Source organism: Nitrospira lenta, assembly GCF_900403705.1.
Classification (GTDB): domain Bacteria; phylum Nitrospirota; class Nitrospiria; order Nitrospirales; family Nitrospiraceae; genus Nitrospira_D; species Nitrospira_D lenta.
On sequence record NZ_OUNR01000021.1, the window covers coordinates 115,039 to 141,901 of the forward strand.

The window sequence follows — 26,863 nt, forward strand, 5'->3', positions numbered from 1 at the left end:
CATACGAACCAGCTTATTCCTGGCTCAATCTCCGTTCCAGCGAAAGGCCCCAGCGATCGGCAATGGTCGCGACCGGCAGATCGATCGTCTTCGTCGTCGACCGCTCGTCTCCCACATACATGACCAGCGCCGCGCCCCCCACCGCCCCGACCACTCCCGCCGGGACTCCCATCTGCTGGGCCTGATCAAGAATGGCCTGCCGCTTCTCGGGCTTGGCTGACACGACAATCCGTGACTGGCTTTCTCCGAACAACATTGAATCGATCCTCTGACGGCCAGGCGTTAATCGTACCACAGCGCCGTGCGTCTGACCCGGTCCCGACATGCAGCACTCGGCGAGCGCAACGGCTAACCCTCCATCGGAACAATCATGGGCAGACTGAACAAGCCCGGCACGAATTAGCTGCAACACACAACGCTGCACCGCCTGTTCCGTCTCCAGATTGAGATACGGCGGCGAGCCCTGTTCGCGAGAATGCTGCACCTTCAGATATTCCGATCCGCCCAGATCTTCACGCGTCGCCCCGAGCAGAATGATATCGTCGCCGTCCTCCCGGAACCATTGCGTCATCGTCTGATCGACGGACTCGATGAGTCCCACCATCCCCAGCATCGGCGTGGGATAGATCGAGAGCCCATTGGTCTCGTTATAGAAACTGACATTGCCGCTGACGATCGGGATCTTGAAATGCTCACAGGCATCCTTCATCCCCTCGATCGCCATCACAAACTGCCACATGATGTCCGGCCGTTCGGGGTTGCCGAAATTTAGGCAGTCCGTCAGCCCGATCGGTTCCGCACCGGAACAGGCCAGATTCCGCGCCGCTTCCGCCACCGCCAGCCGCGCGCCTTCATAAGGGTTGAGCAGGCAATACCGGCTGTTGCAATCCACCGTCATCGCCACCGCTTTGTTCGTGCCCTTAATGCGCACCACGGCGGCATCCGAGCCCGGTCGCACCATCGTATTCGTCCGCACCATGTGGTCGTACTGCTCGTAGACCCAGCGCTTGCTCGCGATCGTCGGCGATTCCAACAGCGCCAGCAAAGCCGCATTCGCATCTTTCACGTCGGGCAAGGCGTCGTAATTCAGATTCGTGAGCATGTCCTGATAGCCGGGCGGCGAATAGGGACGCTCATAGCGCGGCCCGTCATCGGCCAGCGACTTCGCCGGAATCTCCGCGACGACTTTGCCCTGATCGAACACGCGCAGAATGCCGTCGCCCGTCACCTTGCCAACCACCGCCACATCCAGATCCCACTTCTTACAGATCCGGATGCACTCCTCTTCCTTACCGGCTTTGGCTACCATCAGCATGCGCTCTTGCGACTCAGACAGCATGAGCTCATAGGGCGTCATGCCGGGCTCGCGGCGCGGCACATGGGTCAGATCCAGATCAATGCCATTCCCGGCCCGCGACGCCATTTCGCAGGACGAACTTGTCAGCCCGGCCGCGCCCATGTCCTGAATGCCGACGAGGAGATCGCCCGCCATCAGTTCGAGACAGGCTTCCAGCAGCAGCTTTTCTTGGAACGGATCGCCCACTTGCACGGTCGGCCGCTTCTTTTCCGATTGGTCATCGAAGGAATCGGACGCCATCGTCGCGCCATGGATCCCGTCGCGCCCTGTCTTCGACCCGAAGTAGATGACCGGATTGCCGACGCCGGCTGCGGTCCCGAGGAAAATCTTGTCCTTCTGCGCGACACCGAGACAGAACGCATTCACCAGCGGATTGAGCGAATAGATATCGTTGAACACGACTTCGCCGCCCACCGTCGGCACGCCCATGCAATTGCCGTAACCGGCGATGCCCGCGACGACGCCTTTCACGATGTGGCGATTCTTCGCCGTATCCAGTCCGCCGAAGCGCAGTGAATCCAGCAGGGCAATCGGCCGCGCCCCCATCGTAAACACATCGCGCAGAATCCCGCCCACACCGGTCGCCGCGCCCTGATAGGGCTCGATGAACGACGGATGGTTGTGCGACTCCATCTTAAAGACCACGCAGAGTCCGTCGCCAATATCCACCACGCCGGCATTCTCGCCGGGGCCCTGAATGACGCGCGGCCCCGTCGTAGGCAGCTTCTTCAAATGCACGCGCGACGACTTATAGGAGCAATGTTCCGACCACATGACGGAAAACATGCCGAGTTCCGTCAGATTCGGCTCCCGCCCCAAAATCTCGACGATCTTCTTGAACTCGTCGTCAGTAAGATTGTGTTGAGCGATCAGTTCTTTCGTAATAACAAGCGACATCGACCCATTCCTCTATTTGGCCATCAACTCGTCAGAGACTTACTGCACGCCATTCGCGGTGCCGGTTCAGACCTTCACCTTCATCGCTTTGAGCAGCGACAGAAAAATCAGCTTCCCATCCCGGTTCCCCAACACATCCTCCGCACAACGCTCCGGATGCGGCATCATCCCCAGCACGTTGCCTTCCGGATTGATGATCCCGGCGATGTTGTCCAGCGACCCATTGGGGTTCGCCTCCGGCGTCACCTTTCCCTCCGGCGTGCAATAGCGCAACACGATCTGGGCATTCGCCTGCATCGCCGCCAACGTCACCGGGTCGGTGTAGTAATTGCCGTCCGCATGGGCGACGGGAATTTTCAACACCTGACCAGACTCGCAGGCCTCCGTAAAGGCCGTGGCCGCGTTCTCCACCTTCACGTGCACATCCTTGCAGATGAAGTGGAGCGATCTGTTCCGCAACATCGCCCCGGGCAATAGACCGGCTTCGAGCAGAATCTGAAACCCGTTGCAGATGCCGATGACCGCCCCGCCGTCCTTGGCGAACGCCTTCACGGCGCCCATCACCGGCGAGAAGCGCGCAATCGCACCCGTGCGGAGATAGTCGCCATAGGAAAACCCGCCGGGAAGAATCACCGCATCGATTCCCGCGAGCGACGTCTCCTTGTGCCAGATCATCCGCACCGATTGGCCCAGCACATCCTGAAACACGTGCCGGCAATCGTGATCACAGTTACTACCTGGAAAAACGATGACTCCAACATTCATGGCTAGACCAATTCGTAGCGATATTCTTCGATGATGGTGTTGGCCAGCAGCTTTTCGCACATCTGCTTCACCTGCGCGTCGGCTTTGGCCTTATCCGTTTCCTGCACGTCCACTTCCATGTACTTGCCCACCCGCACATTCGCCGCATTCTTGAACCCGAGCGAATCAAGCGCATGCTCAATCGCCTTCCCCTGCGGATCCAGAATCCCCTGCTTCAACGTCACATGAATCTTAGCCTTCATACCATCCCTCTCTTCTTCTCTCTCACGGATTCGGTCAGACGCGCTGTTTGACTGCGCGCATTGACCGAGCACCGCCATTATCTTCCCTCTCATTGATCCCGCGTGCGCGGTCAGCGAGCAAAAACAGCGCGTCTGACCAAATCCATCCTCACGCCCCTGTATCCGGCGGCTTCGACAACTCCGTTATATGCTTCCTGGCCCAGATGATGCCCGCCATCAGCCCCACGCCCAACAACACCAGCGCCAGAAATCCCAACTTATGCAACGTCGATTCAGTCAGCAATGCAAAGGCCGCGACACACGTCGTCCCAATCCCAAGGGAAATAATAGGGCCGTTGTCACGCACAAACATCACGAAGCGTCTCACACTCTTCTCCCCTTTTCTCTCCTCTTACCCTTCACGGGTGAGACGGGGTTGCTGCGCTTCCCTGCGCGCATGCACCGAACATCCCCCACAATCTCGTTTCCAATTGAGTCCGAGATGCGCGGGGCGCGAGCAAGAAGCGTAGTAACCCCGTCTCAGCCACACACCCGTTTCTGCACTTCCTGATACGCCTCTTCGATCTTCCCCATGTCTTTGCGGAACCGGTCCTTGTCCATCGAATCGCCGGTCGTCATATCCCAGAGACGGCAGGTGTCAGGAGAAATCTCATCGGCCAGGACCAGCTTGTTGTGGAATACGCCAAACTCCAGCTTGAAATCCACGAGCTGCATCTGCCGTTCGGCAAAGAACGGCTTCAGCACCGCGTTGATCTTATGCCCCAGATCCCGCAGATCCTTCAGCAAGGCAGGCGTCGCGATATTCATCAACCGCAAATGATCGTCGTTCACGAGCGGATCGCCGAGGGCATCGTCCTTATAATAAAACTCCACGATGGCCGGCTGAATGGGATCGCCTTCCTTCAGCCCCAGGCGCTTGGCCAAACTCCCGGCAATAATGTTCCGCACCACCACTTCCACCGGGACAATGGTCACCTTCTTCGTGAGCATTTCCCGATCGCTGAGCCGCTTCACAAAGTGGGTCCGGATGCCTTCCGCCTCCAGCAGCGTGAACAACCGCTCCGACACCTTATTATTGATGATGCCCTTGTCGACGATCGTACCACGCTTCTGCGCGTTGAACGCGGTCGCATCATCCTTGAAGTAGTGCACCACTTCGTCGGCCCGCTCGGCGGTAAAAATCTTCTTGGCCTTGCCTTCGTAGAGCAACGTTCCTGTCGTCATACAATTCCCTCGCTCTTCACGCCCTATTGCGCCAACACTTCAATCAGCTGATCCAGCGACCGCACTGTGCCCACCAGCGTCGAGTTGCCCATGCGCCGGTTGTGCCTGGCTTCCTTCACCTTATTCAATGCCAGGATCAGGGCATGGAACTCTTCCGGCTTGGCGGTCTCAAAGTAGGTGATGAAATCGACGTCGTCGAGACCTGTGGAATGATACAGCTTCCGCTTGACCGTCTTCTGATACGGTAACGCCGCTTCGGTGTGTTCCTGCATCATCGCGGCGCGCTTCTCTTGAGAAAGCGACCACCACTCCGTGTCTTTGCGGATTGGAAGCACCATGACATAGGGCCCCGATTCACTGGGACCTTTGAGATCCGCCTTCAACTGCTCAGGAAATCCCGGCACGTAGTTGGGCTTCTTCGTAAGGCCACTGAGCAGCACCACGCTGGTAAGATACCGGCCAAAGGCGCTGTTCTGCAGGTCCACCAAAAACTGCTGGGTATCCTTCAATTCCGTGCCATGCACCCGCAACATAAAGTCGGCATGATCCGAGAGGCCTCGCAGAAGATAGCTATCGATGGCCAGCTTCTCCCGATGCTGCTCCACCACCCCTCTGAACGAGGTGAGATTGGCGATCCTCGTGGCCTGATCCAGCTTGCCCCAATCGGTCTCGATGCGAAACGCGGCAAACGTGCCATAGACACCGGGCTCACTCAGCAACTTCTCACGATCAGCCGCATGGCTGGTTCCAACAAACCACCAACACACACTCAGAACCATCGCTGCCACCGGCAGCTCCCAGCGATGACGCATTGCCGTTCCTTTCATTAGCGGCCAAATACCTGCAACACCTCGCCCAACGACTTCGTCACCCCTATGAGCACGGGATGATTCACGGGACGGCTATACCGGGACTCTTTGACCTTTTCGAGACTGACCATTAAATCATTGAACTCTTCGAGTTTCCCCGTTTCAAAGTAGGCGAGAAAGTCGAAATCCTCAAGCCCCTTTGAGTGATACACCTTCCGCCGCACCGCTTTGATATAGGCCGTCGCCGCATCAACATGCTCTTTCATAAGCCCTCCACGCTGCTCTGGCTCCAGCCCCCACCATTCCGCATCCTTTCGGATCGGAATCACAATAGTAAAGGGTTTCGGCAGCGGGTCGGACAAGGTTTGCAATGTGGACTTCACGTCGTCGGGAAACGCTGCAGTATAATTCGGTTTCTTGGTCACACCCTTCATCGTCACGGTATTCGTCGCAAATTGGCCAAAGATGGTGCTCATAAACTCAACCAGAAAATCCTGCGTATGCTGAAGATCCGTGGCATGCACCCGAAGCATAAAATCGCCTTGATCGGACAAGCCCCGCATCAGATACGCGTCGATCGCGACCCGCGCCTGATGCCGCTCGACTACGCCCTTGGCATGCGCCAGCCCAGAAATTCGCACCGACCGCTCCAATCGCCACCAGCTACTGTCTACCCGGAAAACAGCAAAGGTCCCGTAGACGCCAGGCTCGACCATCATTTTATCTCGGTCCGCCGCAACGGAGGGCCCCGCCGATAGGCCAAGAACAACGAGGACGAGAAACAGGCTGCGGCAAACGCTCGCAATCATCTCGATCTCTCCTTCTTGCGGCCGAACACGCGGCGATAGATCTGATCGAGATGGCGCAGATAATATTTGGGATTGAAGCAGGCGGCAATCTCGCTCTTCTTGAGGTGCTGGGAGATGAAGGGGTCCTTCTCGACCAGGCTCTGAAGCCCGCCGGCGCCCTTCCACGAGGCCATGGCATTTCGCTGTACCGCTTCGTACGACTCTTTGCGCTGCGCCCCTTTTTCGACCAGTGTGAGCAAGAGCCGTTGGGAATAGACCAACCCGCCGGTCAGATCGAGATTCCGCTGCATATTGGCGGGATAGACTAAAAGATTCTTGATGAGGTCGGTGACTTTCGCCAGCATGTAATCCATGAGAATCGTGCTGTCGGGCATGATGATCCGCTCGACCGATGAATGGCTGATATCCCGCTCATGCCAGAGCGCCACATCCTCCATCGCCGCCAGGCTGTTCGCCCGCACGATCCGAGCAAGCCCGCAGAGATTCTCCGAGACGATCGGGTTCCGCTTGTGCGGCATCGCCGACGACCCTTTCTGCCCTTCGGAAAAGAACTCCTCGGCTTCGAGCACTTCCGTCCGCTGGAGATGGCGAATTTCCGTAGCGATCTTTTCAATACTGGCCGCCAGCAATGCGAGCGCTGTCGCGTAGGAGGCATGGCGGTCGCGTTGCACCACTTGATTCGACACCGGGTCCGGTTGCAGGCCCATCTTGGCGCAGACAAACTCTTCGATCTCCGGCCCTTGATGCGCGAACGTTCCCATTGCCCCGGATAATTTGCCGACGGCGATTTCCGGCCGCACCGCGCGCAGCCGATCCCGATGCCGGCACATCTCCTCGTACCAGATGGCGAGCTTGAACCCGAAGGAGATCGGCTCGCCGTGAATGCCGTGCGAGCGGCCGACCATCACCGTCATCTTGTGACGCATCGCCTGCTGCTTCAATACCTCGATCAAACCGTCAAGGCCTTCGAGAATAATATCGAGCGCCTCCGTCATCTGCACCGCAAGCGACGTATCGACAATGTCCGATGACGTGAGGCCCATGTGCAGGAACCGGTGCTCAGGCCCGACGGTGTCCGTCAGCGATTCGAGGAAGGCGATGATATCGTGCTTGGTGACTTTTTCAATCTGGGCGATCCGGGCCACATTGATCTTCGCCTTCTTGCGGATCTTCGCGGATGTCCCACGCGGCGCCTGCCCGGCCTTCTCGAATGCGGCACAGGCCTGTAGCTCCACTTCCAGCCAGATTTCATACTTGTGTTTGAGGTCCCAGATGGCTTTCATCCTGGGACGGGTATACCGCTCGATCACGCGCCTGTCCTCCTCCACACCGGCTTCTCGGGAGTCGCCCGCTTCTCAGCCAGCCGCCCCTCCGTCGCCAGCACCTTATCCAGCACACCGTTCACAAACTTCGAGGCTTCCTCGTCGCCGAAACTCTTGGCCAGCTCGATCGCCTCATCCATGGTCACATTCGCCGGCACGTCGTCCATCCACATCAACTCATAGAGCCCGGCGCGCAAAATATTCCGATCCACGATCGGCATGCGGCTCACTTTCCAATTCGTCGCATACGTGGCCAGCAGGGCATCGAGATCTCGTTTCTTCTCCAGCACACCCGCCACCAGCCGTTCGGCAAAGGCTTTCGTGTCAGCATCGGCCGTGAGCGGCTTCCAGAACTCATCGAGCCACAGGCCCGGCTTGCCGTGAATATCGTACTGAAACAAAATCTGGAGCGCCCGTTCGCGCGCTTCATGGCGTGATCCCATAACTAGCTGCTTTTCTTTCGTACGGTCCGCTTGGGCCGGGGTGCCGCGTCGGCATCCACCGGTTTCAGCGCCTTGAGTTGTTTAATCACGCTCGCCATTTCAATCGCCGACTTTGCCGCTTCGCCGCCCCGGTTGAACTTCTCCGGATCCGCCCGTTCGATCGCTTGCGCCACCGTCTCCGTCGTCAACACGCCGAAGATGATCGGCACGCCGGTCTCCAACGATGCCTGTCCGATTCCCCGGCTGGCTTCGTTGCAGATGTAATCGAAGTGCGGCGTGTCGCCGCGAATCACCGCGCCGAGACAAATCACGGCATCGAACCGCCCGGACTTCGCCAGCGTCTTCGCCACGAGCGGAAGCTCGAACGCGCCCGGCACGCGCGCCACCTCGATATCCTGATCCTTCACACCGTGCTTCGTCAGCCCGTCAAGACAGGACGACAACAACTTACTCGTCACGAATTTATTGAACTTCGCGACGACCAAGCCGAACCGCATACCCGTCGCATCATGCGACCCCTTACGAAGCTTCATTTTGAAAGTTGGTCCGAATTATGTTTCCGATAAATAACTACTGCTGCGCGCATGCCGCCAAGCACTCCTATCAGCCCCCCCATCAGCACCCCTGAGGCAATGACTAGTTCGGGGCCTCCACAAGTTTCGCAACTTTTCATCACCCCTAGAATTGACAGAACAAGCAATCCAACAAAACCGGCCGCGCCTCCAAGCGTAACGCCCAAGATGATCCAGTTAAGAAACCACCATAGGGGGGTCAGCAGCCTCAACAAATCACACCTTCTTTAAAAGATGCCCCATCTTATTCTTCTTCGTGCGCAAGTAGCGCACATTCGCCTTGTGGGGGGCGATTTCGATCGGGATCCGCTCCACCACTTTCAATCCATAGCCTTCGATGCCGACAATCTTGCGCGGATTATTGGTGATCAATTTAATCTGATGCAGACCCAGGTTGACGAGAATCTGCGCCCCGACCCCGTAGTCCCGCAGATCCGCCTTAAATCCCAGCCTGAAATTCGCTTCGACCGTATCGCTGCCCTCATCCTGGAATCCGTAGGCCTTGAGCTTATTCAGAAGACCGATGCCCCGTCCCTCTTGATTGAGGTACAGCAACACCCCGCGTCCTTCGGCTTCGATAATCTGCATGGCCCGATGGAGCTGATCCCGGCAATCGCACCGCAACGACCCTAGCGCATCTGCCGTCAGACAACCGGAATGCACGCGGACTAAGGTCGGCGCACCGCCGTCCACCTTGCCCTTCACCAGGGCGATGTGCGTCACGTTGTCGACTTCGTTTTCAAAGGCCACGGCTTCGAAGTCGCCGAAGATCGTCGGCATGCGGGCTGTCGCCGCCCGCTTCACGAAGGTTTCGCGCTGCATGCGGTATTCGATCAGCGCCTTGATCGTCACCATCTTGAGCTTGTGACGCTTGGCAAATTTGGCCAGCTCCGGCACGCGGGCCATGGTGCCGTCTTCATTCATGATTTCGCAGATGACGCCCGCAGGCTGCAGCCCCGCGAGGCGCGCGAGATCGACAGAGCCTTCCGTCTGCCCTGCCCGCTTGAGGACCCCGCCTTTTTGCGCCTTGAGCGGGAAGATATGTCCGGGCCTGGCCAGATCCGCCGGCTTGGCTTTGGGATCAAGCGCCACCTGAATCGTAGTTGATCGATCAGCCGCAGAGATCCCGGTGGTAATCCCCTTGCGGGCATCCACAGAGACAGTGAACGCTGTACCGAAAGTCGCCGTGTTCTCAATCGCCTGGGGCGGAAGCTGTAATTCTTCGCAGCGTTCAGGCGTCAAGGCCAGGCAAATGAGCCCGCGAGCGTGCTTCGCCATAAAGTTGATCGCTTGTGGCGTCACTTTGTCGGCCGCAATGACCAAGTCGCCTTCATTCTCGCGATCCTCGTCATCGACCAGAATGATGCACTTGCCCTTGCGAATGTCTTTGATTGCGTCTTGAATCGTATTGAATGGATTAGGCATGATCGGAAAAGTTAACTGATTAATTTTAGGTTGAAAATCGTCCTAACAGGAGGCCCACAGATAACCCTGTTTAGCCCCCGCCTGTCAACGGGAAAAACAACCCTACGGAGCACCCTCCCCATCCACCACTGCGGCCCCTCGCAGACGGAGAAACACCATCCCCCAGGCACAAACCCCGAGCCCGGCAAAGAACCAGAGTCCCGCATCATAACTACCGGTCACCAGCTTCAAACCGGAGAGCACTATCGGGAAGGCAAAGCCGCCGACACTCCCAACGGCGCCGATGAGACCGGAGGCCATCCCGATCTGCTCAGGAAACTCTTCCGCCACCATTTGAAAAACCACCCCGTTCCCCACTCCCATCGCTCCGCTCGCTAACACAATCATGGCCATGCCCATCGCTTGGGAAGGACTGGTTACCGCCACTACCGATCCGACAATGAGCGGCAACACGACATACAACACCCGCATGCCGCCGCGCTGGTCTGCCGCATACCCCCCGAAGGGGCGAATCACGCTGCCGACTAAACCACAGAGCGCCGCCACCGACCCGGCGGCGACGGCATCGTACCCATAGGTCTCATACAACAACATTGGGAGCACGCTGCAGAGCCCAACAAATCCCCCGAACGTAATCGCGTAGAGGAAACACAGCCAGTAGGCCGACCGCTGCCGCAGGAGCGTAGCGGCATGGTGCCACCACTCGACATCGCGCCGGTGCCGATCACCCTGCCGGCTCTCTCGCACGAGTAATATGAACAACACGCACGTCACAGTGACGATGCCGGCCATGATGCCGAACACCTGCTGCCATCCCAGCGATTCCGCCCAGCGAGGCGCAAGAAACAAGACCAGCACCGTACCGATATTGCCCGACGCCGCGAGTCCCAACACAAGCCCCTGGGACGAGGGCGGATAGGCTTGTCCGGCCAACGGCAAGGCCACCGCGAAACTCGCCCCACCCAACCCCAGCGATACGGCCAAACACCACAACCCGATCGAAGCCGGGTCCGCCAACCAACCCCAGAGCAGCACCGCCAACTCGCCAATCAAAATCGCGACCGCTGTATTCTTGGCTCCGAACCAATCGCAACTCCAGCCTCCGAACACCCGCAACAGAGCTCCGCCCAACAGCGGCAACGCTACCAGCACAGACAAATCGGTCCCGGTCAATTCCAGTGCGCGCGCCATGGGCAGGCTCAATGCCCCGATCAGCAACCACACCATAAAACTGACCGTGAGATGCAACCAAGCCCCGAGCAAGGTGGGCCAATGACCGCCACGTAACATCTGCCAGATATCAGCCACGCACCGTCCTCCAGTAGAACCCAACACTATAGGGGACCCTCTTTCTCTGGCGCAACCGCTCTTCACGCATCACATCCCCACCGTCTTTGTCCGCTCCAGCAGTTCTGTTATAGTCTGCATCCCATGAGTGGTCACGATTCATTCGAAGACGACGATACCGCCAGCGCGCTGGAACCGGAAATTCTCGATCCCTCCGATGACGAGGTCATCGAGGCGGAAGCCCCTCCCGTCGTGTTGGATCTCCCGCAAGCCGACGGACGCATGCCGGCCGATGCCCAGGCCGTCGCTCCCGTTACCGGCCTCCAGCAATATCTGGCGGAAATCCGACGCTATCCCTATCTCTCCAAAGAAGAAGAATTGCTCTTGTTCCATGAATACCACGCGCAAGGCAGCCGCGAAGCCGCCGTGAAACTCATCATGGCCAACTTGCGGGTCTCCGTTGCGATCGCCGCCGAGTATCTCCATACCGGCGCCGACCACATGGATCTGATTCAAGAAGGCAATGTCGGCCTGATGCAGGCGATCAAGAAGTTCGACCCGACGAAGAACGTCCGCTTTTACGCCTATGCCGCCTGGTGGTCGCGCGCCTATATTCTCCGCTATCTCTTGAACAATTTCCGGCTCGTGAAGATCGGCACCACCCAGGATCAGCGAAAGCTCTTCTACAATCTCAAGAAGGAAAAGGCCAAGCTCGCCAGGGAAGGCTTTGCCCCCGACACCAAACTCCTGGCCGATCGGCTGAATGTCCGCGAGCGCGACGTCATCGAGATGGACCAGCGGCTGGGAAATTGGGAGCTATCTCTGGATCAGCCGATCGGGGAAGAACAAGACGGCACTCTGCTCGACGTCCTCCCCTCCCAACAATCCGGGATAGACGAGGTCATTGCCGACAATGAGCTTCGCACACTGTTCAGGAAGAAGCTGGCTGAGTTTGCCAAGACGCTGGACGAACGGGAAGAGGACATTCTGCGAAACCGGCTGATGTCGGAAACGCCACTCACGCTCGACGAGCTGGGCGACAAATACGGCATCACGAAAGAACGCACCAGACAGCTGGAGGCCCGCATCATCAAGCGATTACGTGAATACATCAAGAAAGACGTGAAAGACTTCGACCGTCTGAGAATTTAACCGCCCGCCCCAACCTCACCGCCGAATTTCTTCACTGGAATTCTTGAATCTCAATAGGTTATGATTTCTTCAGTCCGGCCGTTGGGATTGTAAAAGAATTTCTTTTCCCGCCCCCTTGACTTGGACCAGCCTCGGGCTATCTCTCATACTGCACGATAGGCGTCGCTCTGTTTTTTCGAGGAGCGTGAGAGTCCAGCCGACGAATGTGGCTCTGCATCAAATCGTTGTAACGTTCACCACAGTTTATTCATCGCAGGAGGAGGGTTTGTTATGAGCTCAGCAGCGAAAGAGAAGAAGAACCTCGCCAAGGGATTTCAACCTTTGGGTGACCGGGTGTTCGTCACCTACACCGAGGAATTAGAGCGGACCGCCGGCGGGATTTATGTACCGGATTCAGCGAAAGAGAAGCCGCAGCGGGGTATCGTGCAGGCCATCGGCAAGAAGGTCGAGAACGTGAAGGTCGGCGACCAGGTTCTCTTCGACAAGTACTCAGGCAGCAAGCTCCGCATCGAGGACGAAGAGTGCTTGATCCTCAAGGAAGAAGACATCCTCGGCATCTTCACCAGCTAATCGACAACCACGACGACGATTGAACTAGAATTGAATGGAGGACTCTAATGGCTAAGCAACTGTTGTATAGCGAGCAAGCTCGCGCATGTATTCTGAGAGGCGTCAATCAGCTCGCGGACGCCGTCAAGGCGACCCTCGGCCCCAAGGGCCGGAACGCGATTCTCGACAAGAAGTTCGGCGCCCCGACGATCACCAAGGACGGCGTCACCGTCGCCAAGGAAATCGAACTCAAGAACCCCTACGAAAACATGGGCGCCCAGCTCGTGCGCGAAGTCGCCAGCAAGACCAGCGACACCGCCGGCGACGGCACCACCACGGCCACCGTGTTGGCCCAGGCCATCTATCGTGAAGGCGTGAAGAACATCACCGCCGGCGCGAACCCGATGGAAATTCAACGCGGCATCAACAAGGCCGTTGAAGTGGTGATCGGCGAGCTGAAGAAGCTCAGCAAGCCCTGCAAGGATAAGACGGAGATCTCCCAGGTCGGCACGATCTCAGCCAACAACGACAAGACCATCGGCGACCTCATCGCGGAAGCGATGGAGAAGGTCGGCAAGGATGGCGTGATCACGGTCGAAGAAGCCAAGTCGATGACCACCTCATTGGACGTCGTCGAGGGCATGCAGTTCGATCGCGGTTACATCTCCCCCTATTTCGTGACCAACGCCGAGCGGATGGAATGCTCCGTCGAAGAGCCCCTCATCCTCATCAATGAAAAGAAAGTCAGCAGCATGAAGGACCTCCTCCCGGTCCTCGAGCAGGTTGCCAAGATGGGCAAGCCGCTCGTGATCATCGCGGAAGAAGTCGAAGGCGAAGCGCTCGCGACCCTCGTGGTCAACAAGCTCCGCGGCACCCTCAACGTGGCGGCCATCAAGGCTCCGGGCTTCGGCGATCGCCGCAAGGCCATGTTGGAGGACATTGCGATTCTGACCGGCGGCCAGGTGATCTCCGAAGACATCGGCCTCAAGCTGGAAAACGTGAAGCTCACCGACCTCGGCCGCGCCAAGCGCGTCACGATCGACAAGGATAACACCACGATCGTGGAAGGCTACGGCGATCCGAAGAAGATCGAAGGCCGCGTGAAGCAGATCAAGGCTCAGATCGAAGAAACGACCTCGGACTACGATCGCGAGAAGCTCCAGGAGCGCCTTGCCAAGATCGTCGGCGGTGTGGCCGTCATCAACGTCGGCGCCGCGACCGAGACCGAGATGAAGGAAAAGAAAGCCCGCGTCGAGGACGCCCTCCACGCGACCAAGGCAGCCGTCGAAGAAGGCATCGTGCCCGGCGGTGGAACAGCCTATCTCCGTTGCATCGACGCGCTGAGCTCGCTCAAGTTGGCTCCCGAACAGCAGGTGGGTGTGAACATCATCCGCCGCGCCCTCGAAGAGCCGATCCGCCAGATCGCGGCCAACGCCGGAATGGAAGGATCCGTCATTGTCGAGAAAGTGCGCAATGACAAGAACCTCAGCTCAGGCTACAACGCAGCGACGGAAGAGTATGTGGACATGATCAAGGCCGGTATCATCGATCCGACCAAGGTGTCGCGCTGCGCATTGCAGAACGCGGCCTCCGTGGCGGGCTTGATGCTCACCACCGAAGTCATGATCACCGACATCCCCGAAGAGAAGAAGGAAGCCGCCGGCGGCGGCCATGCCGGACACAACCACGGCATGGAAGGGATGTACTAAGATCGAGCTGAGCACGCCCTGCGTGCAGCAACAGAAGGGCCCGGCGGGAAACCGCCGGGCCCTTCGTGTTTCAGCGCAATGAACTATTTGGCGGATGTCACCAGTCGCATCGTCGCCTTCAGGACAGGCGAGGTTTTGGCGTCGTAGTAGAAGGCGCGGAAAAACCGGTTCACGAGGCCGGTGTAGCGTTCGTGATCGGCGCGGAATCGGGCGACGCTTTGGGCGCGGTCATCCGTGCCATAGCCTCCTCGAATAGCGCAGCGTTCGAGCTCTTCCGCCGTTTCCGGCAACGCATGGGTCTGAAAATCCTGCACCATCTGCAACTTGTGCTCGACGTCGCGGAGAAAGACATAGGCGGCGGTCAAATCATCGCGTTCTTGCGTCGAGATCAGCTTGTAACGGACAAAGCGGTTCAGCGCGCCCAGCGTGCCGCGATCCAACAACCCCGCCACTTTCTTGCCCGCGATCACCTGAACGGTCTGGACAAGAAACTCGATCTCGCGAATCCCGCCGATGCCGAGCTTCACATTACGCCGCTCATGGCCACGGTCGGCCATCTTCGCATCGATCATGTCCTTCACCCCCCGCACATCCTGCACAATCGCCAGCGCGCCGGAGAGATCGATCTTGTCTTTGGGTGGTCCGAAGATAAACGGTTTCACCATCTTCAGAAACGCCAGCCCCACCTCCATGGAACCGGCCACCGGCCAAGCCTTCAGCAGTGCGAGCCGTTCCCACACCACGCCTCTGGTGGCGTAGTATTTTTGATAGTCGTCAAGCGACCGCGCCAATTGTCCGACCGAGCCTTCAGCCCGCAAACGTAGATCCACACGGAAGACATAGCCTTCCCGCGTCTGCTCGACCAGGGCCTTCGTCAGTTCGCGCGAGAGAATCTCAAAATACTCCTCGTTGGAAATACCGACAGCGCCGGGCTTCATCGTCTGCCTACCGCGCGGCGCCTTCGTCTCCCCATCATGCGACGCATAGACGTAAATCAAATCGACATCCGAGCTATAGTTCAACTCGTGCCCGCCGAGCTTCCCCATGCCCATCACGGCAAATCCCGTCTCCACCCACCGCCCCTGCTTCGTCTTGTGCATCGGCACACCGTACTGCTGCCGCAGGTCGGCATCGACGATCTCATAGGCCGCATGAATCAATAGACTTGCCAGATCGGATAACGACCCCGTCGTCTCCGGCACCGGCGACAGCCGCAACAGATCGCGCACACCGATGCGCAACATCTCCCGCCGGCGAAACCGGCGCAGCGCCTCCAGCTTCATTTCCTTTACCGTCAGATGAGCCAGGCTTTTGTGCAGCGCCGATTCCAGCTCTTTCCTCGCGGGCGGTTTCGAGAGCACCGCGTCTTCCGACAGCCAATAGACCAGCATGGGATCGCGAATCACCGTAAAAGCGAGCGCATCGCTGTTCCCGAAGATCGTGCAGAGCAGATCGAGCATGCGCGGCGAACTGCGCAAGTAGTCGAGAAAGGAGGAGCGTGTGACTTCGCCGAGCAACCGTTCCCAATGATTCAGAGCCTGATCCGGGTCCGCGGTTCGCGAAATAGCATCCAACAGGATCGGCAGAATCTCGGCCAATTGACGCCGATGATGCGGATCGCCCGCCATCGCCTGAAGATTGCGGTCCGCCTGATCGATATCATGCAAGCCATAGGCAGTGAGAATTGCCCCGATTTGTTGCGGATCCCGTTCAGCCGCCAACAGCACAGGACGAGGATCGGGCTTCCCGGAAATTGATAGCACTGCTCCTTGAACAGACTTGGACGGTGCCATCCCTGGAGAAGACCGCCGTATTGGTTTCTTAGTGCCCAAGCAAATCCCCTACAGACATGGCTACTGATTAGAACGAAACGATCACGCCGCTCGGTGAAGGGCGCGTCTCGGCGCGCCGGGGCTGGGCGGGTGGAAAGAGCGACATTTTCAACATCCTGGTTATCATGGGGCGGCATTATACTGACTCAATCCATTCCGGTATACTGGGGCCGGTCAGCCAAAGGATTCGATCGCTATGCCTCTCGATGAGCCGCTCAAACAAACCGTGAGTGCCCTCTGTTCCGACGTCGCCGCCGATGTCCTTCAGGATTTTCTCAGTCGCATGGATCAGGAGTACTTCCGCCGCTTCGAACCGGCCACCGTCGCACAGCACGTTCGACTCGCCGCGCAACTGACCCCCGATCATCCCTGTGAAGTCACGATTGTAGAACGCCGCGATCAGCACTTCGATCTGACGCTCGTCGCCTACGACTACTTCTCTGCCTTCGCCAACATCTGCGGGCTCCTTTCCGCCTTCGGGCTCAACATCGAAGAAGGCCAGATCTATACCTTCGCCGACAGCGCCGCGCCGGTCACAACCCGCAGCGGGTATGCCGGCGGACAACGGATACGTCCCAAGAGCCGGCCGGGCTTAAGCCGAAAAAAAATTGTGGATGTCTTTCGCGTACAACCAGGGCGCGGCGTACCATTTGGACCGGATGACCACCAACGCCTCATCGCCGAACTCACCACCCTCTTGCAACAACTCGATGCCGGAGAGTTCGATGAAGCGCGCCAAGCCGTGAACCGCCAATTAGTCGAGCAACTGGGCAAGCGGCGCGGGTCGTTCAGCGGCCTGCTCCACACCGTCCACATCACGTTCGATAACAGTCAGTCGCCCACCGATACGGTGATGGACATTCAATCGGACGACACCCCCGCATTTTTGTACGCCTTTGCCAATGCGCTCGCGATGCGCAACATCTATATCGACAAAGCGCAATTCGCCATCGAAGACGGCAAGCTGCATGATCGTTTCTACGTCCGCAATCGTCACGGGCAGAAACTGACCGACCTCGCCGATCAACAGCACCTACGCCTGACCGCCGTCCTCATCAAGCAATTCACCCACGCCCTCACCTGGGCGCCGGACCCGGCCAAAGCGCTCGAAGCCTTCGATCAGTTCCTCGACCTCACTGTGCAGGACACCAAAGGCAAAGCCCAGCAGCAGGCCCTCGCGTTTCTCGGCGACAAGAAAACCTTCCCCCTCCTCGCCCGCCTGCTCGGCACCAGCGATTTTCTGTGGGAGGATTTTCTGCGCCGCCAACACGGCAATCTCCTACCGCTCTTGCAGCATTACCGAGACGCCCCGCTCATCAAGCCGCAGACCGCGCTGCGCAAGGAACTCGACAAGCTCGTGGACAAGGCCAAGACCGACGAGGCGCGCAAAGAAGCATTGAACCGGTTTAAGGATCAGGAGTTGTTCCGGATCGACATGAAACACATGGTCGAATCCTCCGGCCTGGCCGATTTCTCCCAGGCCCTGACCGAACTGGCCGAAGTCATCGTGAGCCGCAGCCTGCGCGACTGCCAGGCCAAGCTGGAGAAACAATACGGCGCGCCGAAGCTGGCAAATAAAAAACCCTGCCCCTTTGCCATCCTCGGCCAGGGAAAATTCGGCGGCCGCGAACTGGGCTACGCTTCTGATATCGAAGTCCTCTTCGTCTACGGCGGCGCAGGACGCACCAGCGGCAAGCAGGGCATCGAAAACAGCGAATACTTCGAACGGCTCGCGCAGGAACTCCTGCAGTGGATCGAGGCCAAGCAAGAAGGCATCTTCCACCTCGACATCCGCCTGCGCCCTCACGGCGGCAAAGGTTCGCTGACGAATCCGCTGGAAGAAATCATCAGCTACTACAGCCCCACAGGATTAGCCGCGCCGTTCGAACGCCAGTCCATGATCAAGCTCCGCACCGTCGCCGGGGATGCGACACTCGGCAAGCAGGTTGAAGCCCATCGGGATCATTACGTCTATGGCGGCGAACCCTGGGATCTCCCCACGGCCTTGGATCTGCGCCGGGCGCAATTGAAGCAACTCGTTGAGCCGGGCACGGTGAATGTGAAACACAGCGCCGGCGGCCTCGTGGATATCGAATACGCCGTGCAGTATCTGCAAGTGATGCACGGACACAAACAGCCGATCTTGCGAACGCCCAACACCATGCAGGCCTTAGCGGGATTAGTGGAATGCGGGTTGGTGACCAGGCAGGACGGCGAGCAGTTGCGCAAAGCCTACCTTTTTATCCGCATGCTCATCGACGGCCTCCGCATGGTACGCGGCAATGCGAAAGACCTCGTCCTCCCCCCATCAGACTCAGAAGAATTCATCTTCCTCGCCCGCCGCGTCGGCTACACCACCGACGACTGGCAAGCCGGAGCCAGACACCTACAGACGGATATTGAACAGCATATGAAGCTGACGAAAGAGTTTTTTGAGAGGACGTTTGGGAAGGTGTAAGGACAAATGCACCTGGGAACACGACAAGCCCCCCTCGCCCCCTTTGCGTTGCTCCAGCCCGTAGGTTCTACACTCAATTTCTGATGAGTCCTGTTGCGTGGAGTCGCGAGACATGTCCGTTCGGCAGCAAATGGATTCGAGAGGTGAGCGCTGGTTTGACGTCGGCTGCGTAACCAATGATCTAAAAGGGTAGTCATGAAATATTCAGATGACAAAGCCAATGCCACGCACAATGCACTCAATCATCTACTTACGTTCTTGGTTCATCGGTTCAGTCTTCGTGAAGATAAAGCGGATGATAGCGAAATCGAACGGCGCATCGGTGACGGGATAGAACTCATTGGGGCAACCCCCTGGATTCTGATATTCGCCATCATTGTTGCATCCGTCGGTTTAAATGTGAATTCCACTGCGGTCATCATCGGTGCCATGCTGATTTCTCCGCTCATGGGACCCATCATGGGCGTGGGACTCGGCATGGCGGTGTACGATTTTTCTTTGGTCAAGCGCGCCCTTTTGAATCTGGGTATCGCCACGTTGATCAGCCTTATCGTATCCGCACTCTATTTTTCAATTTCACCTCTACACCAAGTCCAATCTGAACTGCTCGCGAGAACCACCCCTACCATTTGGGACGTGCTGATTGCGTTGTTCGGCGGCTTGGCTGGCATCGTGGGAGTGACGCGCAAAGAAAAATCCAATGTCATTCCTGGGGTTGCGATTGCCACGGCGTTGATGCCGCCTATTTGCACGGCTGGTTTTGGTGTTGCCACCGGTGAGTGGCGTTTTGCTGCGGGTGCCTTGTACCTGTACACCATCAACTGCGTGTTCATTGCCCTGGCAACGATGATCGGCTTACGGATTTTACGGCTAGCGCCACACCGCTTTGCGGACGACACCATCGCCTGGCGCGTAAAAGTCTGGCTTGTGGTTTTAGCGCTGTGCACGGCGTTACCAAGCGCGTATCTGGCAGCCACTCTCGTGAACGAAGAGGTCTTCAAATCACGAGCACGGCAGTTTGTCGATCAGGAGTTTGCCTTCCCCAACACCCATGCGGCCGAACTGAAAATCGATCCCAAAACGCAAACGATCGAACTCTCTTTGATTGGTGCGCCACTGACAAAATCAACACTCCAAACCATTGAAGGCCGTTTGGCCGCTGCTCACTTAGAGCAGGCACGCATTGTTGTCCACCAGTCAAGCGATGACAAAGTGGATGTCACCGCCTTGAAGTCCTCTTTATTAAGTGATCTGTACCGGGACGGCCAAGAAGCGTCACACAAAAAAGATGCTGAAATCCTCAGACTACAAAATGAGATTGCATCAAGAAATGTGCTGTTCGCAATTGCAGAAGATATTGCGCATGAGCTTCGCGCCCAGTACCCGCTCATCACGCAGGTCATGGTTGGCGAAGGTCTGGTGTTCACGGAAAACGCTCCCGCGAAAACCATGCAACATCTCCGCGTTTCATCCAGCGCCCCCCTTTCAACAAGGGATCGGAAACGCATTGAGGGTTGGTTCAAGGTCAGAACAAAGACAGAGGATGTGATGGTAAATTTTGAAAGCCAGGCCCCCAAAGCCAGGCCTAAGCATTAGAATCAACGGTCGTCGAACACCCTTGCCGACAGACTCGTGGGAAGAAAAAGGTGTCAGGAACCATTTGGCAGCCCGATACGGTTGGAGCAGATGGTTACACAGTAGGACTTAGGCTCGACGGCGCGAGATCAAGGGAGACCAAAGCAAGGACTGGAGAACAATGGTTCCTGACACCTTATTCTGTTCAGCTCACGGGCAATCTCAGCCGCGGGGCGTTGTCCGGCATTGAGCAATTGCACGGCTTGCCGCTTAAACTCGGGGGTGAACCGTCGTCGTTGGCCCATGTCGCACCTCCTCGGGAGCTATCGTGCCCCCATTTGAGGTGTCCGTCAAATCCGGGCTAGCTCAGGAGTCTTTTCTGATTGCTCGGCTGCATGAACACACCATCAGCACGATCCCCGACATTTGCCCCCCCCCCACTACCCCTCAGTGCGTTCACGACCTTCGTATTGACTCTCACACCCCAGGAACGTAGCCTGAGCGCATTCACTCCCTCTAGAATAAAGACTTCGTCACGAATCCCTAGCCCCCCTAGCCCTCATGCGTGTCACTCTGAATGAAGTACTCTACCAAATAGCTGCAGGCTACCAGTGAGTTCAGCTCGCAGAGGACACCGCTGGCTGGAGATTTCTGGAAGGACACTACATTGATGGCGGGCGATATCCAAACCTCGGTTGCCATTGTCGGAGGCGGGCTTGCTGGCCTCTATGCGGCACGGCGGCTTCATGCGCTTGGCATCGACTTCCACCTGTTCGAGGCCCGTGATCGGCTGGGTGGGCGCATTCTCTCCGCCAACGACCAGGGCCACTCTTCGAACGATGGTTTTGACCTTGGTCCTTCCTGGTTCTGGCCGGAGATGCAGCGAGGCCTGGCGGCTCTCGTTGACGAGTTGGGGCTTGAGACCTTTCCCCAATATAGCGATGGCGATATGGTCGTTGAACGGCTGCCTCATGAGGAGCCGAGACGCTATCAGGGAATGCCGCAAGCACCTCAATCCATGCGTGTTGCTGGGGGCACCGGGGCATTCATTCCAGCCCTTTCTAAAACGCTCCCCCCTGAGGCAGTACGGCTCGGCATGCGTGTGCGCCATGCGACGCTCAATAACTCAGACGTTCTGTTAACGATCGTAGCTCCCGACGGGGCTGAACACGACGTCGCAGCAGAGCACGTGATCTTCGCGCTTCCACCACGTCTTCTTGCATCATCGGTGTCCTTTACTCCGGACATCGACTCTGCCACCGCTATTCTCTGGCGCCACACACCGACATGGATGGCGCCCCACGCGAAGTTTTTCGCGCTCTATCGGCAATCCTTTTGGCGCGACGCCGGGTTGTCTGGAACGGCCCAAAGCCAGGTAGGCCCACTTGTCGAAATCCATGATGCCACCACGGCCTCAGGCATGCCGGCCCTCTTTGGATTTCTTGGCGTACACGCGGATCAGCGAGTCGCACTCGGTGAAGACGCTCTCACACACGCGTGCATTACTCAGCTGGCTCGATTGTTTGGACCGGAAGCCGGGCGCCCTCACGCTACGCTCCTCAAGGACTGGGCCGCAGATCCCCTCACTGCGACAGCAGATGACCGTGCACCAACCGGACATCCCGAACCCGCACGAATACCCTGGGTGACTGGTGTCTGGAAGAACCGCATGTTTCTTGCCGGCAGCGAAACCAGCACCACGGCGCCAGGCTACTTGGCTGGAGCCATTGCCGCAGCGGAACGAGCGGTATCTGATCTACGCAGTAGGAGACAAAACGAAGGGGGTGGGCATCTTTTCTAATTGCTCAGCGGGACAGATGCACCACCAACCTGAACGTTTGAGTTTCAACCGTCTGCTTCTTGGCATCAGCCCGTACGCCGGACATTCACCCTCCCCGTCTGCCTTGCCTCTCTCTGCCTCCGCCCTTTAGGATGGCCTCGGAAGTTCTGAGACCGCATACCCATAGAGGAATTCACATGGACGCAAGTTTTTGGCATAACCGATGGCAGACGAACCAGACAGGCTGGCATGAGCGCGCCGTCAACCCGCTGCTGACCACACACTTTCCTTCCTTGAACGTGCCACCTGGCGGGCGTGTCTTTGTGCCGCTCTGCGGGAAGTCTCTCGATCTCGGCTGGCTCTTGCCTCGCGGCTATGCGGTCGCCGGAGCGGAGCTCAGCGAGTTGGCCGTGACGCAGCTCTTCGCAGAACTGAAAATGGACGCTCGTATCTCGGAGGTCGGTAAACTCAAGCATTTTCACGGAGAAAAGATCGACATCTTCGTCGGCGATATCTTTGACCTATCCCGCGAAATCCTCGGCCCTGTTGACGCAGTCTATGACCGGGCCGCCCTGGTCGCACTACCGGAGGCTGTGCGGACTCGCTACACGGCGCATCTCAAATCCATCACAGCCTTGGCGCCCCAACTGGTCATCGGCTATGAGTACGACCAAACCGTCGTGGCAGGGCCGCCGTTTTCAGTGACCTCCGATGAACTCCGTCGCCATTACAGCGATAGCTATACCCTCACGCTGCTGGCTCGCGAGGATGTCCCCGGCGGGCTCAAAGGAAAATGTCCGGCAACCGAACATATCTGGCGGTTGAACAAGCGGCCGGGCTAGAGCATCCGACAGGGGACGCTTCTTCGCTTCGCCTCACGTCACCGCAGCCGCACACGAATGGTTTTGTCGGTTGACGTTGCCTCATCGAGCGGCGAGTACCTGTAGCCCAGCTTCATGGACTTCACATCAGCCAGTTTGTCCGGTTGCTTTGAGATCGGCCCGATCCGCAGCCATACCGTCTTCGAGTCATCCCCGCCTGGCCGGAGATGCGCCGGCAGGAATGTCGACTGATCCACTGCCTCCCAGACCAAGACCTGATCGATGGTCATGCCGGTATCTTTCCGCACCTTATGGCCGATTTCCAACGGCACCTTAGGAGAATCGGGAAGACTCAACGCCTCAAGGTACACGCCGTGTTCGCTGACATTGCGCAGCGTCAGCTCGACGACGTAGTAATCACCCTCCCGATGGCTTGAAGCGATTTGGATAAACAGATCGGTATTACCCAGATAGGCTTTGTACATCGCACTGCCCACCGCCGGCCCGAACTTCTCGAACAGCGTGGCCATGCCTTCGATAATCGGCCCTTCCAGGCCAGTCAATGCCTTCGGACCGCCCTGCGCCCGCCCCGTCGGAGTCTGTTTTGCCTTGGCCATCCGCTCCTCCTTCACTGTCGAGTTGTGGTGATGCCGCAGCTCCGCGCCGGTTGCACTCCAGTTCCCAGCGTTAAGCGCGGAGCGCAGGGTACCAGAAGCCGTTTCTCAGTGCACGGTACTCTCATCATGCTGATGAGGCGGCACCGAGGTGAGGTCCTTTTCGCCTGCCGCCGCAGCGCGAAGGATCTGGCACTCCATCGCCATTCACACGTCTCCCCAATTATGCCGTTTAAAGACGCTCCCAAAACCGTGATCCGCGATGTGTATGACGATCTCAATCGGGCGACGCTCGAAGAAGCCCGCAACAACGGGTGGTTCTAGCGGTTCCACCGGCCAGCGCCTGCTCCAGCGACACCACGGCTGAAACCAGCTGGAGCAGAAACGATTGTCCGTCAAATCGGAGCGCGCGCAGTGAGCCCTTATTTCCTTTCATGGTGCGATAACAAGGTCTTGCATCTTCCACTGAAGGTTTTGCATCATGATACGCCGAGGTGGGACGGAAGATCGCGCATCGCGCTGCCCCGAACCCACAGGAAGAACAAGGACCTGAGCCTCACCCCTTGGACCGAGGGTTTTCCCCATGAGCATTCCCCGAAAAATCCTGCCCGCGCTGGGCGCGACCATCCTCGCGCTGCTCTTAGCGCTGGGAGTCTATCGCTCATTGACGACCACTCAGATGGTGTCGATTGCCACGGGCATTCAGGGCAGCGGTTACTATGAGTTAGGCCAAAAGATCGAACAGATCCTCCGGTCCGACTTTGAACAGCAGCCCCTCGAAGCGCCGCTCATCTTCCAGCACATAGATTCTCATGGCCCTCAAGAGAATCTTCAGCTATTGGCTCACCGGGAAGCTCAATTGGGAATGGCGCTGGAAGGCCTGTCCGTCAAACCCAAAGAATCGGGCAGCGCAGATATCCGTGGACTGATAAAAATATCCAGCTCAAATCTGCACATCATCGTCAGACCACAGCTGAGCCACCAGCTGGGCAAACCCATTACTCAACTGTCCGACCTCGTTGACAATGTACGCCGGCGACTGGGGCGTCCGCTCCGAGTCTACATCGGCTCTCCGAACGGATCGACCCACACGGTGATGAGTCACATCCTGACCTACTACAAAACATCGACGGGGACCGATCTGGGATGGGAACTCACTGAGCGCGGTTCCTACGTCGACGCCGCGGATGATTTTCTCCACGACCGCATTGACGTCCTCTGCCTGTTAGTGGCGACCGGGAGCCCCGTCGCCGTGACCATGTCGCAACATGGCCTCTTAGTGCCACTTTCTGAAGGAGTGATTAATGCGATCCACACGCTGCATCCGGCCTTATCGGCGCAAACCATTCCCGCAGGTGTGTACAACAAGGATTTCCCGAGCGTGGCCATCACCACCCTTGGAGCAGAAGATATCCTCGTAGCCAACGGTGAAGTGAGCAGCCGCCTGGCCTATCAGATTGTGCGCACCCTAGCCCTTCACTGGCCGGAGCTGCAAACCGGCATGCTGCTACCCGAGGATTTCTCCAAAGCGCAGCTCAGCCAAAACGACTATTTCCCGCTCCACCCAGGAGCTGTCGCCTATTACAAAGGCGGAAACGTCCCGCTCTGGCCATGGTTCGAGGGCATCCTCGCCGTTCTCATTGAGCAGCGGGATATCGTCTTGTCTATCCTCGGTGGCATCCCAACGGTCTATGCCTTGCTCTATGCCTGGGTCCAACGCCGGCGCGTCACGCATCTCATGACTCAAATCGCAACCCTGCGGCACCAAGATGAAATCGATCATACCGCCATCGAAAACATCCGCATGCATGCCCTGACACTCATGGCAGAAGACAAACTCAGCCGCGATAGCTATACCTCTCTCAATGAATTTATCGATGCCCAGCTCAGCCAGACGTCGCTCAAGAGCGATCGCGCCGCGAAACTGGCAGCTCAAAAAGAATCCGCCCCGCCGCCGTCACCGTAGCCGGCGAACGATCCTTTCCAGTTCGTGTCACCTCGATAAAGACACCCGCCGCCAAGAGACCGGCAATGTCCCGAGCGATCTCTCGATGGCAACCGCGCAGGAGCCTGAACTGACTATGCCGCAATCGACTTGGTCGGCGGATATGGCGTGCTCAGTCAGCGCCGCCGCGCTGCCGGAATAACCTCTGCCCAACAGAACCCTGCGGCGACGGCCATTGCCAAGAACCATCCAAGACGAAATATTCCGACTTCATCGTACATCGCCCGCCCCTGCTCCATGCCGTAACATTGCTTTCGCATGTCATGCCTCCTCTCGACGGTCTGGTGTACCCTTCCCGTACGCGTCTCGCGCTTCGGCGCTGCAAGACAAGTCAGCAACTGACGTACCGCACACGGTTGCACACGGAACGCGCAAAAGACCGCGAACAAAAGCCGATTGACGATGTGAAAGAATCAGTGAAGGAACAACGTCACACGTGAGCGCGTGCTGATCGCAATGAATCGCGAAATGTCACCGAAGCAGCCGCAGTTATTAGAGAGACGCCATCGTGCGCGGAAGGGCGATCGTTTTGGACAAGCGTATGGCCCAACGATTCATGCTCATTCCGAGGACCAATGCGCTGAACGTGGTGACCGAGAGAATGACAGGAGCCCATGCGCGCACGGCGTCACGATCTTGCATGGTTTCTCTGTCGCGTTGAGCCATTTTGTGTTCCACCCCTTGAAACGCCAGGACGACCGTGTCATTCAGCTCCAATCCCTCTCCCGTCCGAATATAGTTCAGGACCTCTTCTTCGTGCCCGAGCACCAGATCCAACATGAGCTGGCGCTTTGTCTCCAGGAGCTCTTTAACGGCACTGGTGAGCACCTGAACTGGAGTATGCAGGTCAGGCCAAGGAGCCGTGATGGCTAGCAAACGATTGACGAGACCAAGGATGTCGTATTCGGCAACAACCAGGGGTTTTACAAACCGGCCTTCTTTCGTCAAGGCATACCCACGAAACCCGTTGTCCACATCGGCCACGAGTCGTTCGAGTCGAAACAGTTCCTGTTTGATATGCACGTAGCGGTCTCGATCATCATGCACAGCCTGCCACCGACTGACAACACCGGCCTGAATCGCGAGCAACACAAACAGCAGGAGCACGGCGAGGACGCTCAGAATCAACTTGCGCTTTATAGGGTTGGTCATAGGGATAGGCAGCGGGGTGAATGGGCCCGGCAGCGGGCGTCAGTCGATGATACCGGCCAGCACT

At 57.9% G+C, this 26,863-nt stretch carries 23 protein-coding genes and 2 pseudogenes; 8 read left to right on the forward strand and 17 right to left on the reverse strand.

The genetic code is table 11. The features are described from left to right. Positions 1-13 precede the first annotated feature (13 nt). The 12 genes and pseudogenes from purL to NITLEN_RS17070 all read right to left on the reverse strand — a co-directional run bounded on the left by purL (position 14) and on the right by NITLEN_RS17070 (position 11,173). Positions 14-2,254, reverse strand: a complete 2,241-nt coding sequence (gene purL, locus NITLEN_RS17010; RefSeq protein WP_121990836.1) for a phosphoribosylformylglycinamidine synthase subunit PurL — start codon at positions 2,252-2,254, stop codon at positions 14-16. 66 nt (positions 2,255-2,320) lie between these two features. Then, positions 2,321-3,019, reverse strand: a complete 699-nt coding sequence (purQ, locus tag NITLEN_RS17015) for a phosphoribosylformylglycinamidine synthase subunit PurQ (protein ID WP_121990837.1) — start codon at positions 3,017-3,019, stop codon at positions 2,321-2,323. 2 nt (positions 3,020-3,021) lie between these two features. Then, positions 3,022-3,261, reverse strand: a complete 240-nt coding sequence (gene purS, locus NITLEN_RS17020) for a phosphoribosylformylglycinamidine synthase subunit PurS (protein ID WP_121990868.1) — start codon at positions 3,259-3,261, stop codon at positions 3,022-3,024. A gap of 148 nt (positions 3,262-3,409) precedes the next feature. Then, on the reverse strand, positions 3,410-3,628 hold the full coding sequence (locus NITLEN_RS17025) for a hypothetical protein (protein WP_146216238.1): 219 nt from the start codon (positions 3,626-3,628) through the stop codon (positions 3,410-3,412). Between the two features lie 152 nt (positions 3,629-3,780). Then, positions 3,781-4,485: a phosphoribosylaminoimidazolesuccinocarboxamide synthase gene (gene purC, locus NITLEN_RS17030; RefSeq protein WP_121990839.1), complete on the reverse strand. Its 705-nt coding sequence runs from the start codon at positions 4,483-4,485 to the stop codon at positions 3,781-3,783. 23 nt (positions 4,486-4,508) lie between these two features. Beyond that, complete coding sequence (locus NITLEN_RS17035; protein ID WP_181416957.1) at positions 4,509-5,297, reverse strand: chlorite dismutase family protein; 789 nt, start codon at positions 5,295-5,297, stop codon at positions 4,509-4,511. 14 nt (positions 5,298-5,311) lie between these two features. Beyond that, entirely contained in the window at positions 5,312-6,103 is a 792-nt protein-coding gene (locus tag NITLEN_RS17040; RefSeq protein WP_121990841.1) for a chlorite dismutase family protein, read from the reverse strand. Further along, positions 6,100-7,413: an adenylosuccinate lyase gene (gene purB / locus NITLEN_RS17045; RefSeq protein ID WP_121990842.1), complete on the reverse strand. Its 1,314-nt coding sequence runs from the start codon at positions 7,411-7,413 to the stop codon at positions 6,100-6,102. Before purB ends, NITLEN_RS17040 begins: the two co-directional genes overlap by 4 nt. Further along, positions 7,410-7,868 carry a transcription antitermination factor NusB gene (nusB, locus tag NITLEN_RS17050; protein WP_121990843.1) on the reverse strand — a complete coding sequence of 153 codons (459 nt, stop codon included), beginning with the start codon at positions 7,866-7,868 and terminating at the stop codon, positions 7,410-7,412. The genes purB and nusB overlap by 4 nt, the downstream gene beginning before the upstream one ends. A 74-nt stretch (positions 7,869-7,942) precedes the next feature. Next, positions 7,943-8,401, reverse strand: a pseudogene (gene ribH / locus NITLEN_RS17055) (6,7-dimethyl-8-ribityllumazine synthase); the annotation flags it as partial. 255 nt (positions 8,402-8,656) lie between these two features. Continuing rightward, entirely contained in the window at positions 8,657-9,865 is a 1,209-nt protein-coding gene (locus NITLEN_RS17065) for a bifunctional 3,4-dihydroxy-2-butanone-4-phosphate synthase/GTP cyclohydrolase II (protein ID WP_121990846.1), read from the reverse strand. Between the two features lie 102 nt (positions 9,866-9,967). Further along, positions 9,968-11,173 (reverse strand): MFS transporter, encoded by a 1,206-nt coding sequence (locus NITLEN_RS17070; RefSeq protein ID WP_121990847.1) that lies wholly within the window; start codon positions 11,171-11,173, stop codon positions 9,968-9,970. A gap of 123 nt (positions 11,174-11,296) precedes the next feature. On the opposite strand from NITLEN_RS17070, the gene NITLEN_RS17075 reads away from it, so the two are divergent. The 3 genes from NITLEN_RS17075 to groL all read left to right on the forward strand — a co-directional run bounded on the left by NITLEN_RS17075 (position 11,297) and on the right by groL (position 14,562). Further along, positions 11,297-12,304, forward strand: coding sequence for a sigma-70 family RNA polymerase sigma factor (locus NITLEN_RS17075; RefSeq protein WP_121990848.1), 1,008 nt, complete (start codon positions 11,297-11,299; stop codon positions 12,302-12,304). 270 nt (positions 12,305-12,574) lie between these two features. Further along, positions 12,575-12,874 (forward strand): GroES family chaperonin, encoded by a 300-nt coding sequence (locus NITLEN_RS17080; RefSeq protein WP_121990849.1) that lies wholly within the window; start codon positions 12,575-12,577, stop codon positions 12,872-12,874. A gap of 47 nt (positions 12,875-12,921) precedes the next feature. Beyond that, positions 12,922-14,562, forward strand: coding sequence for a chaperonin GroEL (gene groL / locus NITLEN_RS17085; protein WP_121990850.1), 1,641 nt, complete (start codon positions 12,922-12,924; stop codon positions 14,560-14,562). Positions 14,563-14,645: 83 nt separating this feature from the next. Here the strand turns inward: groL and NITLEN_RS17090 are convergent, their stop codons facing one another. After that, positions 14,646-16,325, reverse strand: a complete 1,680-nt coding sequence (locus NITLEN_RS17090) for a [protein-PII] uridylyltransferase family protein (protein WP_181416958.1) — start codon at positions 16,323-16,325, stop codon at positions 14,646-14,648. A 265-nt stretch (positions 16,326-16,590) separates the two neighbouring features. Between NITLEN_RS17090 and NITLEN_RS17095 the strand changes: the two genes are divergently transcribed. After that, a complete protein-coding gene (locus NITLEN_RS17095; protein ID WP_121990852.1) occupies positions 16,591-18,852 on the forward strand; it encodes a [protein-PII] uridylyltransferase family protein in 2,262 nt (753 codons plus the stop codon). Between the two features lie 195 nt (positions 18,853-19,047). Further along, positions 19,048-20,448, forward strand: a complete 1,401-nt coding sequence (locus NITLEN_RS17100) for a TIGR00341 family protein (RefSeq protein WP_121990853.1) — start codon at positions 19,048-19,050, stop codon at positions 20,446-20,448. A 185-nt stretch (positions 20,449-20,633) separates the two neighbouring features. Here NITLEN_RS17100 and NITLEN_RS18500 read toward each other — a convergent pair. After that, positions 20,634-20,732: pseudogene (locus tag NITLEN_RS18500) on the reverse strand (transposase); the annotation flags it as partial. 365 nt (positions 20,733-21,097) lie between these two features. Here NITLEN_RS18500 and NITLEN_RS17110 point away from each other — a divergent pair. Then, positions 21,098-22,228: a flavin monoamine oxidase family protein gene (locus tag NITLEN_RS17110; protein ID WP_121990855.1), complete on the forward strand. Its 1,131-nt coding sequence runs from the start codon at positions 21,098-21,100 to the stop codon at positions 22,226-22,228. A gap of 176 nt (positions 22,229-22,404) precedes the next feature. Beyond that, complete coding sequence (tmpT, locus tag NITLEN_RS17115) at positions 22,405-23,049, forward strand: thiopurine S-methyltransferase (protein WP_121990856.1); 645 nt, start codon at positions 22,405-22,407, stop codon at positions 23,047-23,049. A gap of 38 nt (positions 23,050-23,087) precedes the next feature. On the opposite strand, the gene NITLEN_RS17120 is transcribed toward tmpT, so the two are convergent. Next, entirely contained in the window at positions 23,088-23,645 is a 558-nt protein-coding gene (locus NITLEN_RS17120) for a hypothetical protein (protein ID WP_121990857.1), read from the reverse strand. 580 nt (positions 23,646-24,225) lie between these two features. Between NITLEN_RS17120 and NITLEN_RS17130 the strand changes: the two genes are divergently transcribed. After that, entirely contained in the window at positions 24,226-25,608 is a 1,383-nt protein-coding gene (locus NITLEN_RS17130; protein ID WP_121990859.1) for a TAXI family TRAP transporter solute-binding subunit, read from the forward strand. Positions 25,609-25,763: 155 nt separating this feature from the next. Here NITLEN_RS17130 and NITLEN_RS18265 read toward each other — a convergent pair whose 3' ends face one another. Further along, the gene (locus NITLEN_RS18265; protein ID WP_181416959.1) at positions 25,764-25,907 is read right to left on the reverse strand and encodes a hypothetical protein; all 144 of its coding nucleotides are present in this window, start codon (positions 25,905-25,907) and stop codon (positions 25,764-25,766) included. A gap of 232 nt (positions 25,908-26,139) precedes the next feature. Next, complete coding sequence (locus tag NITLEN_RS17135) at positions 26,140-26,799, reverse strand: CHASE3 domain-containing protein (RefSeq protein WP_121990860.1); 660 nt, start codon at positions 26,797-26,799, stop codon at positions 26,140-26,142. Positions 26,800-26,863 lie beyond the last annotated feature (64 nt).

Bases quoted from the DNA above. Each gene is read 5' to 3' on its own strand.
- NITLEN_RS17095 (WP_121990852.1), top strand. From the start codon at position 16,591: ATGCCTCTCGATGAGCCGCTCAAACAAACCGTGAGTGCCCTCTGTTCC.
- NITLEN_RS17075 (WP_121990848.1), top strand. From the start codon at position 11,297: ATGAGTGGTCACGATTCATTCGAAGACGACGATACCGCCAGCGCGCTG.
- NITLEN_RS17135 (WP_121990860.1), bottom strand. From the start codon at position 26,799: ATGACCAACCCTATAAAGCGCAAGTTGATTCTGAGCGTCCTCGCCGTG.
- purS (WP_121990868.1), bottom strand. From the start codon at position 3,261: ATGAAGGCTAAGATTCATGTGACGTTGAAGCAGGGGATTCTGGATCCG.
- NITLEN_RS17080 (WP_121990849.1), top strand. From the start codon at position 12,575: ATGAGCTCAGCAGCGAAAGAGAAGAAGAACCTCGCCAAGGGATTTCAA.
- NITLEN_RS17040 (WP_121990841.1), bottom strand. From the start codon at position 6,103: ATGATTGCGAGCGTTTGCCGCAGCCTGTTTCTCGTCCTCGTTGTTCTT.
- tmpT (WP_121990856.1), top strand. From the start codon at position 22,405: ATGGACGCAAGTTTTTGGCATAACCGATGGCAGACGAACCAGACAGGC.
- NITLEN_RS17065 (WP_121990846.1), bottom strand. From the start codon at position 9,865: ATGCCTAATCCATTCAATACGATTCAAGACGCAATCAAAGACATTCGC.
- NITLEN_RS17120 (WP_121990857.1), bottom strand. From the start codon at position 23,645: ATGGCCAAGGCAAAACAGACTCCGACGGGGCGGGCGCAGGGCGGTCCG.
- NITLEN_RS17035 (WP_181416957.1), bottom strand. From the start codon at position 5,297: ATGCGTCATCGCTGGGAGCTGCCGGTGGCAGCGATGGTTCTGAGTGTG.
- purQ (WP_121990837.1), bottom strand. From the start codon at position 3,019: ATGAATGTTGGAGTCATCGTTTTTCCAGGTAGTAACTGTGATCACGAT.
- NITLEN_RS17110 (WP_121990855.1), top strand. From the start codon at position 21,098: ATGGCGGGCGATATCCAAACCTCGGTTGCCATTGTCGGAGGCGGGCTT.
- nusB (WP_121990843.1), bottom strand. From the start codon at position 7,868: ATGGGATCACGCCATGAAGCGCGCGAACGGGCGCTCCAGATTTTGTTT.
- purC (WP_121990839.1), bottom strand. From the start codon at position 4,485: ATGACGACAGGAACGTTGCTCTACGAAGGCAAGGCCAAGAAGATTTTT.
- groL (WP_121990850.1), top strand. From the start codon at position 12,922: ATGGCTAAGCAACTGTTGTATAGCGAGCAAGCTCGCGCATGTATTCTG.
- NITLEN_RS18265 (WP_181416959.1), bottom strand. From the start codon at position 25,907: ATGCGAAAGCAATGTTACGGCATGGAGCAGGGGCGGGCGATGTACGAT.
- purL (WP_121990836.1), bottom strand. From the start codon at position 2,254: ATGTCGCTTGTTATTACGAAAGAACTGATCGCTCAACACAATCTTACT.
- NITLEN_RS17100 (WP_121990853.1), top strand. From the start codon at position 19,048: ATGAAATATTCAGATGACAAAGCCAATGCCACGCACAATGCACTCAAT.
- NITLEN_RS17130 (WP_121990859.1), top strand. From the start codon at position 24,226: ATGAGCATTCCCCGAAAAATCCTGCCCGCGCTGGGCGCGACCATCCTC.